The following is a 13,006-nucleotide window of genomic DNA, read 5'->3' as shown; positions in this document are numbered from 1 at the left end:
TTTACAAAGGATAATTATAATCCGCAATGTTTTTTATACCTAGTTCATCTATTAATTTTCGGTTTGATTCTTTATAATAATTTTTCATATATTCGATAAGCTCGGTTCCAAGAATTTCTTCTTTATTCATTTTTCTACCCCAAAAACGATATCGGTTAATAGCAATAATATTTTTTTTAGTCATCCATTTAAAAAGGAATGGTAAATTAAAATAGTTTTTTTTGGGCTGTACCCCCTTGCGAATAAAATAATTTGATATTTTTATTAAACGTGCTAACCCAATGCGTAAAGTTTCATTATACTTTTCATAATTCAGTTGTTGCAGATTTATATCTAAATTAAAAGTTGACTTAAATGTATCTAGAAACGTTCTATTGTTTTTCATAAATTCCTCAAATACATATACATATACATTATTTTCGCCAAATGTTTCTTTATACAATTTAATTAATTTATAATAATCTATGTATTCAAAAGCAAACATAGTTCCATCGCCTAATTTCCCTTGTTTAAATAATTTTTTGAATGTATAATTCCCTCCATGTGTAAGATAACTTGAATAAACCGAAGCTAAGAAATCTATTTGATTTCGTATAAAAACAATTATTTTAGCATTCGGATATTTTTGCTTAAGTTGCTTCAAAAAAAAATGGCGATACACTCCATGATCCCATTTAAAATTTTCTATTCCAACAAATTTATGAGCTATGATAATGTGTAGTTCTTTAGGTGGCAATGGTGAATTATGAACAATATTAAAAAATGGTGGATTAGCATCCATATCATAAAAAATATTGTCAGAATAACTAACATTAGCATTATGAACATAGGGATAAAAAAAATCAGTAAACCATGATGTAGCAGTTTTAGGATAACCTATGTGTATTATAGTTTGAGTCATTAAACTAATTTATATTAATTAATCTTTGTTTAATTTGTTCCATAGTACTATTTTTAAGTTCAGCCAAAATATAGGACTTATCTACAATAAATAACCCAATTATTATCTTTCTCAACAATGCTTTATCTTCAATCCCTGAAAGAATTTCATTTAACTTTAACCATTCTTTAAGATTTTCATTGGAGTTAATTCGATTTTTCAATTTCTCGACTAAATCATCTACCATATCTTTTTCGAAAAGGATTTTTTCATTGGCCATTTTATAATAAGAATTCACTTGACTAATAAACGAAGACCATATAAGAAAATGACTATTATTTTTTGATTCTTGTTTGCTATGCTTTAATCGTTCATTTAAAAACTCTAAATATTTTTTTAATTGTTCTTTTGTTAAATTTGATATAGATAAATTTACCGGATAGACTACTGTATGTATAATTATAGGAACATTAAGTTTGGAGTAATATTCAATCATGTCGGGAATTTCCCACATATTGGCTTGGATTGGACAAATATTTACCGATAGCTCTTTGTTGAGTTTTCGTGAAAGTTCATAAATGGTTTGGAAATTATGCATTACTTTGTCGTAGTTGGCATTGACACGAATTGATTCATACGTTTCTTTTTTTACCGAATCAATTGAAAACGAGATATGAAAATTATGTTTTTTATACAAATCTAATATTCTGTCATTCAGTATAGTTCCATTAGTTAATACATTAATTTTTGTCTTAGGATTAATATGTATAATTTCATTCCAAATTTTAAAATACAATTCAGACAAAAAGGGTTCACCGCCCACAAACCGAGCCTCTTCTAAATAAGGGATAAATTCTTTAATTTGTTCCACAAAAGCCTCATCGTAAACAATGGGATAGGGTTCGCCCTTTTCTCGGTTTTTACGAATAAGCGATGAGTTTTCGCCATTGCACATAACACATTCGAGGTTACATATATTACTTATCTCAAACTCCATGAGCGAAGGTCCTTGTTTTCGAGCCTTATACCCATCGTAAATGCGTGCACCTACCGAATAAAAGTTTTGGCTTAAAAGCTTCGTGTAGCAAGCATGACAACCTAAGCTAAGATTTTTGTCTGTAATATAACTTCTAAATTCCTGAGCTTTAGCACCATTCCATGCCTCACGAATACTTACTTCCGGATATTTGCCTAAGCTATAAAAACGATTATAACAACAAAAATACATATTGCCCGAAAGCGAAAAACGTATTGAATTAAATGGGGCATAGCAAATCTTTGGTCGCCAATAGAAATTACGTGTTTTATTGTATCCCTTAATAATATGCTTGGGAACCTTATTATCCATATTTACATTATTTCCGGTGGAACAGGTTGTCCAACCTGAATGGTACGTTCAATAATTTTTTCCATATCGCGTATATTAAACTCGCTTACAAACCGATTAACAGGCATACGAAAATAATATAAAAATGCATTTTTAAGCACAACTTCGTCATCAATTTTTTGCATCAATTCTTGGAACATTGACTCATACGTAATGCTGTGATAATTAACGATGGGTATATGCGGATTTTTGTTAAAATATTCATGTATTGATTGAAGAAGCATTATACTAAGCTCTTTAGAGTCTTTTTTGTTTATATCGGGATAAGCTTTTTCAAATTCTTTAGCTTCTTGTTCCCAATTTTGAAGTTGAAGGATTAAATTTTTTACCCTTTCTATATTAGTATTCTGAGTAGGTGTATTAGTCTCGAATTTTTGACCCTTTAAAAATTGTACAATTTTGTTTAGCTCTGTTGACGACAAATTCCAAAGTGCAACATAAGAAGGAAACACGACATTATTAAATTGAAAAAGCACATCTTTTTTGTTTAGAAACCTTATAATATCTGGTATTTCATGCCAATTTTGACGCATGGGACAAATTTTAACCGTAAAAAATGTATTCTTTTTTTGAGTGTATTGTTGAAAATATTCAAAGTTCTCTAAATATTTATTAAAATTTGAAAAACGGCGTATCTGTTCAAAATTATCTTTATGAACGGAGTCGAGCGAAATGGTAATATTAAACTTTAGTTTTTCGAGATATTCTTTAACCTTACTATTAAGTATGGTGCCATTGGTTGTAATTGAGATACGTATTTCAGGATTTATTTCTGCCATAGCATCCCATATATCATAGTATATTTTTATAAGAAAAACTTCTCCTCCAGTAAAAGCAGCTTCTTTTAAATAGGGTAAAAAAGGCTTAATTTTTTCAACAAAAGCTTCATCGTAAGGATTCAAATACTTGTCTTTTTTTTCACGCATTTGGCGAACGGTTTGGGAATATTCACCATTGCACATTATGCATGCTAAATTACATATATTGCTAATCTGAAAATCTAATGAAATTGGGTAGTTACTTTTATTTACAGGCAGATAATCGTATTTCCAAGCACCTGTTGAATAATAATTTTCTGAAGCTATGTAATTATAACAATCTTGACATCCATAAGACAAATCGTTTTTCTTTATATGCTCACGTAATTCGTTCATTTCTTTACCAAACCAAATATTAAAGGGATTGTCTTTGGGGTATCTTCCGAATACTATGTTTTTATTATAATAGCATGGTATCATTTCACCATACTCGGTAAAAAGCAAAGTTGAAAAAGGAGCATGGCAAAAAAGCTTTCGTTTCTCTTTAGATCGAATTGTATTATAAGTTTTTATTTGATGCTTATTTAATACGAATTTGTTTATCATTTAACTATTTATTATGGCAAAGATAAGGCTTTTATCACATTTTTTCAATCTTATTAACCTTTTGTTCATCTTTATTTCATTTTTTTGCTATACTTTTGTACAAAATAAAAATCGTAAAACATATGAGAAAATTTTATTTATTTAGTTTTGTATTGCTAATTACGTTATTTACTAACGTAACATGGGCACAAAGCCTATTATTTGAAGAAAATTTTGATTATCCTGCAGGGCAATTAACCGATGTTAATGGTGGAGCTAATGTTAGTGGTGGTAATTGGATTTCATATAGTGGAACAGCATCACCCCTTATGGTATCAGCAGGAAGCTTAACCTATGCAGGCTACATTTCTTCCGGTATAGGTAATAAAGTTGAAGTTTTGTATGGTACCGCCGAAGATGCTTACCGGCAATTTACAACTCAAACACCTGGCTCAACCATTTATGCTGCATTTATAATGAATGTAAGCCAAACAACAGGGCTTACTGCAAATACAAGCACAACAGGTGACTATACTATATCGCTTACCCCAAGTACTAGCACCAGTACTTTAGTAGGACGAGTTTCGTTAAGAGCAGGAAGTGCTGCTAATACATTTAACATTGGTATCAGAGCAACTTCATCTAATTCAGCAGCTAACTGGATATCAACCGATTTCCCGATCGGAACACCTGTCCTTGTTGTATTAAAATATGAACTTATTAGTGGAAACACCAACGATGTAGCCAGTATTTGGGTTAACCCAGCCATTGGGACAACAGAACCTACTGCTGATGCTACTCAAACCTCTGCTTTAACAACTGATCCTGCTGATTTAGCAAGAATTACCTTACGTCAAGGCACCAATTCATTCCCTGGACAAATTGACGGCATCCGCGTTGCAACTTCTTGGGGTGCACTATTCCCTGTTCCAATAGACTGGGCAAATTTACAATGGCCTCCAAACGGTAATATTAGTTTAGGTCAAAATTTTGAAGTTTATGCTCAAACATGGATTAACGGAGTAACCAACCAAGCTGGTGCAACGCCAGGCTTACAAGCTTGGATCGGTTATAACACAAGCAATACCAATCCTAATACATGGACAAACTGGGTACCGGCTACTTTTAATCTTGATTATAACAATAACGACGAATTTATGGCCAATTTAGGCACCGCCATTACTACACCCGGAACTTATTATTATGCTTCAAGATTCCAATATAATGATGGAAATTATTATTATGGTGGTTATAATGGTGGATTTTGGGACGGCATTAACAATATAAATGGTGTTTTAACAATTAAAAACACTGATGCCACTCTTAGTGATTTAACCATTGATGGCACTACCGTTAGTGGTTTTGATGCAAATACCTATACTTATAATGTAGTATTACCTTATGGAACAACCATTATTCCTACAGTTGCCGCTACCACAAATGACCCCAATGCTAACGCCGTTGTTACACAAGCTTCTTCCTTACCTGGCAGTGCTACTATTTTGGTAACTGCCGAAGATGGAACCACTACATTAACCTATACTATTAATTTTAGTGTTGCTGCAGCATTATCTTCTGATGCAACATTAAGTGATTTAACCGTTAATGGAACAACCGTTAGTGGTTTTGATGCAAATACCTTCACTTACAATGTAGTACTACCTTATGGAACAACCACCATTCCTACGGTTGCTGCCACTCCAAATGACCCCAATGCCAATGCTGTAGTTACACAAGCTTCTTCCTTACCTGGTAGTGCAACTGTTGTGGTAACTGCCGAAAATGGAACCACTACATTAACCTATACTATAAACTTTACCATAGCTCTTAATAATGACGCCACTCTAAGTGATTTAACCATCGACGGTACTACCGTTAACGGTTTTGCTGCAAATATTTATACATACGATGTAGTTTTACCTTATGGAACAACCACCATTCCTACGGTTGCTGCTACTCCAAATGACCCCAATGCCAACGCTGTAGTTACACAAGCTTCTTCCTTGCCAGGTATCGCTACTGTTGTGGTAACTGCCGAAGATGGAACCACTACATTAACCTATACTATTAATTTTAGTGTTGCTGCTCCCACAGCTGAAACATTAGTAGAATGGACATTCCCCAATAACCCCGATGATAGCCTAGCCGATGGAGGTATTAGTGCTAACCTTAATAAAATTATTACCTGTACTGCAACTGGAACTCTTGCTTTTAATGTATCTGGTGCAACAACAACTGCTGCTACATCTACCGGATGGGACAATGGAATGGATACTAAATATTGGATGATTGATTTTACTACTGCTGGTTATAAAGATATTACTTTATCGTCAAAACAACGCTCATCTGGTACAGGTCCTAAAGAATTTAAAGTTCAATATAGTTTAGATGGCACTAACTGGATTGACATTACAACTATTACCGTAGCCAACGATTTTATAGCAGGAGTTATTAATGATGTAACTTTACCCGCTACTTGTAATAATCAAAATCAAGTATTTGTTCGGTGGGTGATGGCCTCGAATAACTCAGTTGGCGGTTCTACGGTTGCTTCAACTGGCACTTCACGTATTGATGATATTTATGTTAAAGGTATTGCATTCTTAAGCAACGAAGCCGAAATTTTATCATTTAATATCCCCGGACAAATATCAAGCAACATTAACTCTACCAATGCCACTGTTGATGTATTGATGCCTTACGGAACCAATCTTACTAATTTAGTTCCTACCATTACTATTTCAGCAGGTGCCACCATAAACCCTGCAAGTGGTATTGCTCAAGATTTTACCAATCCCGTTACTTATACAGTAACCGCTGCCGACAACACAACTAAAACATGGACCGTAAATGTAACAACAGCCGCACCTAGCAACGAAGCCGAAATTCTTACTTTTGATATACCCTCACAATTAAGCTCAACTATAAATAGCACCAATGCAACAGTTGATATTATTATGCCCATAGGAACAAACGTAACAAATCTTATTCCTACCATTACGGTATCTCCTTTTGCAACCATCAATCCTGCTAGTGGTGTAGCTCAAGACTTTACCAATCCGGTAACTTATACTGTTACTGCACAAGACAATTCTACTAAAACATGGACCGTAACAGTTACAACACAGTTGAACAATCAAGCTGAAATTGTTAGCTTTGACATTCCCAATCAGGTTTCGAGTACGATTAACTCTACCAATGCTACAGTAGATATTGTAATGCCCTATGGCACTGATGTTACAGCCTTAGTTCCTACCATTACTGTTTCACAAGGTGCAAGTATTTCACCGCTCAGTGGTGTGGCTCAAGATTTTACCAATCCTGTTCAATATACCGTTACTGCAGAAAATGGTGTTAATCAAAAAGTTTGGACGGTTACTGTTTCTTTAGATGCTCCTGTTTATACATCAATTGTTGAATGGACATTCCCCAATAATCCTGACGATAGTATTGCCGATGGTGGTATTGCAGCTAATCTAAACCGAATTTTAACAACTACAGCTACCGGCACCTTATCGTTTACCTATTCAGGAGCTTCAACCTATTGTGCACGTATCAATGGCTGGGATGCCGGAACAGATACTAAATATTGGCAAGTCGATTTTACAACTATTGGATATAAAGAAATTAATGTTTCGAGCAAACAACGTTCATCGAGCACAGGTCCTCGCGATTTTAAATTACAGTACATGCTCAATAATGATGGCAACTGGATGGATGTCAATGCCGCTACAATTACATGTGCCGACAACTGGACCTCAGGCGTATTAAATCAAATAAACTTACCGGCAACGTGCAATCAACAAAACTTGGTAAGTTTACGTTGGATTATGGTATCTGACACTTCTGTATCTGGAGCTACTGTAGCATCAACAGGAACCTCTCGCATTGACGATATTATTATTAAAGGCATTCAAGAACCTGTAACCATTCAATCCATTGATAAAGAATCGATTAAAATTTATCCTAACCCAAGTACTGACTGGTTATACATTCAGTCAACCGACAAAATTACAAATGTTACAGTTATAAGCCTTGATGGTAAAATTATTCCTGTTCAATTTACAAATGAAGCTATTGATGTACATTCGCTTACAACTGGTATGTATTTATTAAACATCAGCACTAACAATCACACATACAAAGTAAATTTCATCAAACAATAACAATTTTGATCATAAAAAAAACGGCTGTGTAACCCGCAGCCGTTTTTTTTATATCAATAGGAAATAATCATTTTAACTGTTCAAAAAAATCATTACTTAGTTGGATATTTAAATATTTTCCTAAAAATAAATTATGAGGTTCTTGTTCCAATAATTTGCTTATTAAATTTTTCAACTTTATAGGCTTTTCATCGGGATAAAAAACCTGGCATAAACCTAATTGACTAAATCGCTGAACATTCCACTCTTGTTCAAAAATCCACGGAACTGCAATTATTCTTTTGCCAGCATTCAATGCTTGATAAACAGAGCCATTGCCCCCATGACAAATAACTAAATCAACATCGGGAGCAATATCATCAAAATTAACAAATTTTCGGAACATCATATTTTTATATTCCACATCTTCGTAATAACCCGCTACAATTATAGCATATTGATTTAATTCATCTATTTTCAATATATCAGGAACAATATATTTACCACTACTGCCCGATGTTATGTATAATAATGGTAAATGTTTGTTTCGTTCAATAAAACTCTTTATGTTTCCGCTATGTTTTAAGCAATTATATAGCACTGGTCCTATGTAGGTATAATTATCCGGTTTAGTTCGCAATGGAAAAATGTTTTCATCATCGCATAAAAGATTATATTGTCCAGCAAATTCGTCAAAGAGATTGTTTTGAGGCGGCAAATGCCATTCTAATCGCAACTTACGAAAAGGTGAATGTACCTGTTTAAGAGTCATTTCTTCGATAGAACGTACAATTCGTTCCCATTTTTCCGGCGAAACATACTTTTTAAAACGGATGGCTTTATGGTGATGGGGCACGTCTCGAAGCCCGGCATAATAATTAGTAACATAAGCATTCAATAAAGCAACATGGTTCAGATTGAGTTTTTCTGCAACTATTTTAGCTCCTAAAAAAGTATCCGAAAAAAGAATATCAGGTTTTTCGTCTTCTATAACTTGAATAAAAGAATTAACCGTTTGTCGAACGGATTGCTTATTAATCCAACTAAAATTAAATTTTGATGCTTTTGAAACAACATTTTCGTATGCATTTACCGTAGCGTTTGTAATTTTGTAGCCATTTGCTTCGACAAAACTTTGATAACGCTGCGAACGAAGAAAAACGATTTCATATTGATTTTTGTCTAAATAATTTGCAATACTTAAACATCGTAAGTAATGCGAAAGCAAGTCGAAAGGTGCAAACAGCAGTTTTTTCATTTTATTTTCTCTACAAATTTATGTAAACTGAATGTAATTTAGTTCATTAATAACAAAATTTTTATTTTTAAAAAAAAAGTTATACCTTTAACGTCTTAAAATAGATATTAAATATGGCAAAAAATATTTTTATTATTGTAATTGTAACTTTAATGTCCATAACCCTAAATGCTCAACAAATTCCCTCATTAAGTCAATTTATGGAAAACAATTATATGGTAAATCCTGCAGTAGCGGGCACCAAAAATTATAGTCCTCTTGTTTTCAACTATAAAAGATGGTGGTCTGGCATGGACGATGCTCCTGCTATGCAAAGTATAAGCTCACATTTTCAGGCATCAGACAATGTTGGTTTAGGAGGTAAAATATTTAATTATGCTACGGGTCCTCTTTCAAAAATGGGTATCGAAGCCACTTATGCTTATCATCTAAAATTAGGTGCCAATGGCGATAAATTATCTTTAGGACTCTCTGCTCAATTATATCAAGTTTATCTTAATAAAAGTCTTTTAAAACTCGAAGAGCAAGACGATAATGCCGTTATTTATGGTAGCGAAAAACTTATCACTCCCGATGCGGCATTTGGCATCTATTATTATAACGAACATTATTATGCTGGTTTAGCTGCTTATCAGCTTTTTAACCGAAAAGTAGATATGATGACGGAAAATATACTTGAAAATCGACAAGTACGTCATTATTTTTTAAATGGTGGTTATATATATGATATTAACAACAATTATTCTATCGAACCTTCTGTACTTGTAAAATATATTGAATCGGGTGTTTTTCAAGGAGAAATGAATGTTAAAGGTATATATAAACAATCATTTTGGGTTGGATTAGGATACCGTACACAAGATGCCATTGTTATTAATGCTGGTATTCGCAAAGATCGCTTTGTATTCGGTTATGCCTACGATTATTCCATTAATGAAATAAGAAAACATAGTATTGGCTCACACGAATTACTTTTTATTGTTAAGTTTAATCGTTCAAAACCAAAATTAGAGCAATAAATACTTAACTTAACATTTATTTAATAAACAAGCAATATATTAAAGATTTTTTTCCATCAAAGATTTTACTGTTTCTACAATTGCATGGGTATTAAAGCCACATTCCTGATATTGTTCCATTTGAGTAGCATGTTCAATAAATTTATCGGGTATTCCTAAACGAATTACATTGTTTTTTAATTCATTTTCTTGCATTATTTCTAAAACACCACTTCCAAAGCCTCCTATAATTGTACCATCTTCGATAGTAATAATATGTTTATATTTATGGCAAGCTTCTAATAATAAATCTAAGTCAATGGGTTTGGCATATCGCATATTGTAAACACCAATATTAATATGTTGTTCAGCCAATTTTTTGGCAGCTCTTAATGCAAAATTTACCGGATGGCCTAAAGCTAAAATTACGACTTGATCACCTTCTAATAATTTTTCGCCTTTACCTATTTCAATCGTTTGAAATGGTTGTTGCCAATTAGTATGAACACCTTTGCCACGAGGGTAACGAATAACCATCGGATGTTGATATTGTGATGCAACAAACATCATATTCCGTAATTCTATTTCGTCTTTAGGCGCTGCTATAACGATATTAGGGATACAACGAAAATATGCTATATCGAAAGCACCTTGATGAGTAGCCCCATCTGCTCCAACTAATCCACCTCTATCTAAGCAAAATATCACGGGTAAATCTTGCAATATAACATCGTGTATTGCCTGATCGTAAGCACGTTGCATAAACGACGAATAAATATTGCAAAAGGGTTTCATACCAGCAATAGCTAAGCCCGCCGAAAAAGTAACAGCATGTTGTTCGGCAATACCAACATCGAATGTTCTATCGGGGAAATGTTCCTGAAAAATATGCATAGAACAACCTGTAAGCATTGCAGGCGTTATCCCAACAATTTTATCGTTATTTTTCGCAAGTTCTACTAAAGTATAACCAAAAACGTCTTGATAATTTAAAGGAGACGATTTTTCAGTTTGTTCAATAATAAGTTCTCCAGTATCTTTATTAAATTTACCAGGAGCATGAAAGGTAATTTGGTCTTGTTCGGCCTTTTTAAATCCTTTTCCTTTTTGTGTTATGATGTGTAAAAGTTTAGGACCAGGAATTTTTTTTAAATCGTCTAAAATTCTTGTTAAATAAAGTAAATCATGTCCATCTACAGGTCCAAAGTACCTAAATCCTAATGCTTCGAATAAATTGCTATGTCGCAATACAATACTTTTTATAGCATTATCTATTTTTTGTACGGCTTTTTGAGCTATTTCTACTTTACCAAGAATTCGCCATACATCGTTTTTAACTTTATTGTATGTATTAGAAGTTGCAATATCGAGCAGGTATTCACTAAAAGCCCCCACATTAGGGCTTATTGACATTCGATTATCGTTTAATACGACAATCATATTGGCTTTACTAGCCCCAGCATTATTCAATGCTTCAAAAGCCATTCCAGCCGTCATACTTCCGTCGCCAATAACAGCAACAATCTGCCGATTAGTAATCCCTTTAAGTTTATCGGCAATCGCCATTCCTAAAGCAGCCGAAATAGAAGTTGACGAATGTCCAACTCCAAATGCATCGTGCTCACTCTCTTTGGGTGTTGGAAAACCACTTAATCCTCCTTTTTTTCGTTGTGTATGAAAAACATCGCGTCTTCCAGTCAATATTTTATGACCATATGCTTGATGACCAACATCCCATATTATTTTATCGTATGGCGAATTAAAAACATAATGTAAAGCAACTGTCAATTCAACTACACCGAGACTTGCCCCTAAATGACCTGGATTACACGAAACAACTTCAATAATATATTTTCTTAGTTCGGAAGCTAATTGCAATAATTCCTGATGATTTAAAAGTTTTAAATCATCAGGGTTCTGAATTTTTGCTAATAATGTGTATTCGGTACTATTCATTTTTAATAAAAAATGAACTTCAAAGGTATGTATTTTTTGCGAATCAATAAAAGAACTTCATGCTTTTAACCAAAGGTTTTTATATATTTAACACTAATAAATTAAGCATATTATTCAATAAACACAGCATAAATGTGAATATGTACATTTGTATTAAAATAAATATATAATTTTGCATTAAAATTTTAACATTATGGCTTATAATTTACTCAAAGGAAAAAAAGGGATAATTTTCGGTGCTCTTAATGAACAATCTATTGCATGGAAAATAGCAGAAAGATGTATTGAAGAAGGAGCTGAAATAACCATGTCAAACACAGCTCTTGCCTATCGCATGGGCGAAATTAAAAGCTTTTGCGAAAAATATAATGTTCCTTTTTTCGCAGCTGACGCAACAAATGTAAAAGAAATAGAAGAAGTCTTTAAAAACACCATGCATCATTTTGGTGGCAAAATCGACTTTTTTTTACACAGTATAGGTATGTCGATGAATGTTCGAAAAAGTAATAAGTATGACAATTTAGATTATGATTATTTTTTAAAAACACTCGATATATCAGCACTTTCGTTTCATAAAATGCTTCAAGTAGCACGAAAATTAGATGCTATTAACGAATGGGGGTCGGTTGTAGCTTTAACCTATATAGCAGCTCAACGCACATTTTACCGATACAACGACATGGCCGAAGCCAAAGCAACACTCGAATCGATTGCTCGTAGCTTTGGATATATTTACGGACGCGACAAAAAAATTAGAATCAATACTATTTCGCAGTCGCCTACGCTTACAACTGCCGGTAAGGGTGTAAAAGGCATGAACAACCTAATGGATTTTTCGGACCGAATGTCGCCTCTCGGTAATGCAACTGCCGACGAATGTGCCGATTATTGTGTTACACTTTTTAGCGATTTAACCAAAAAAGTTACTATGCAAAACCTTTATCACGACGGTGGATTTTCGAGCATGGGCATGAGCCTACGTGCAATGGAAATCATTAATAAAGGCTATAACTGCGATCATTGCGACGATTAATTTGAA

At 33.5% G+C, this 13,006-nt stretch carries 8 protein-coding genes; 3 read left to right on the top strand and 5 right to left on the bottom strand.

Annotation, left to right across the window (positions count from 1 at the left end):
* Position 1: 1 nt before the first annotated feature.
* The 3 genes from HPY79_05315 to HPY79_05305 are packed head-to-tail and all read right to left on the bottom strand — an operon-like array spanning position 2 to position 3,631.
* Positions 2 to 901 (bottom strand): sulfotransferase domain-containing protein, encoded by a 900-nt coding sequence (locus tag HPY79_05315; GenBank protein NSW45213.1) that lies wholly within the window; start codon positions 899 to 901, stop codon positions 2 to 4.
* 4 nt (positions 902 to 905) lie between these two features.
* Complete coding sequence (locus HPY79_05310) at positions 906 to 2,228, bottom strand: radical SAM protein (GenBank protein ID NSW45212.1); 1,323 nt, start codon at positions 2,226 to 2,228, stop codon at positions 906 to 908.
* A 2-nt stretch (positions 2,229 to 2,230) separates the two neighbouring features.
* Positions 2,231 to 3,631, bottom strand: a complete 1,401-nt coding sequence (locus HPY79_05305; protein NSW45211.1) for a radical SAM protein — start codon at positions 3,629 to 3,631, stop codon at positions 2,231 to 2,233.
* A gap of 122 nt (positions 3,632 to 3,753) precedes the next feature.
* Between HPY79_05305 and HPY79_05300 the strand changes: the two genes are divergently transcribed.
* Positions 3,754 to 7,776, top strand: coding sequence for a DUF5018 domain-containing protein (locus HPY79_05300; protein ID NSW45210.1), 4,023 nt, complete (start codon positions 3,754 to 3,756; stop codon positions 7,774 to 7,776).
* A 67-nt stretch (positions 7,777 to 7,843) separates the two neighbouring features.
* Here HPY79_05300 and HPY79_05295 read toward each other — a convergent pair whose 3' ends face one another.
* The gene (locus tag HPY79_05295; protein NSW45209.1) at positions 7,844 to 9,013 is read right to left on the bottom strand and encodes a hypothetical protein; all 1,170 of its coding nucleotides are present in this window, start codon (positions 9,011 to 9,013) and stop codon (positions 7,844 to 7,846) included.
* A 113-nt stretch (positions 9,014 to 9,126) separates the two neighbouring features.
* Between HPY79_05295 and HPY79_05290 the strand changes: the two genes are divergently transcribed.
* Positions 9,127 to 10,032 carry a type IX secretion system membrane protein PorP/SprF gene (locus HPY79_05290; GenBank protein ID NSW45208.1) on the top strand — a complete coding sequence of 302 codons (906 nt, stop codon included), beginning with the start codon at positions 9,127 to 9,129 and terminating at the stop codon, positions 10,030 to 10,032.
* A gap of 39 nt (positions 10,033 to 10,071) precedes the next feature.
* Here HPY79_05290 and HPY79_05285 read toward each other — a convergent pair whose 3' ends face one another.
* Positions 10,072 to 11,967 (bottom strand): 1-deoxy-D-xylulose-5-phosphate synthase, encoded by a 1,896-nt coding sequence (locus HPY79_05285; protein NSW45207.1) that lies wholly within the window; start codon positions 11,965 to 11,967, stop codon positions 10,072 to 10,074.
* A gap of 193 nt (positions 11,968 to 12,160) precedes the next feature.
* Here HPY79_05285 and HPY79_05280 point away from each other — a divergent pair, with 193 nt between their 5' ends.
* Entirely contained in the window at positions 12,161 to 13,000 is an 840-nt protein-coding gene (locus HPY79_05280) for an SDR family oxidoreductase (protein ID NSW45206.1), read from the top strand.
* Positions 13,001 to 13,006 lie beyond the last annotated feature (6 nt).

The sequence above is a fragment of the Bacteroidales bacterium genome, from assembly GCA_013314715.1.
Classification (GTDB): domain Bacteria; phylum Bacteroidota; class Bacteroidia; order Bacteroidales; family GWA2-32-17; genus Ch61.
The sequence above is the reverse complement of the archived record's forward strand: the minus strand, read 5'-3'. Positions and strand labels throughout refer to the sequence as shown.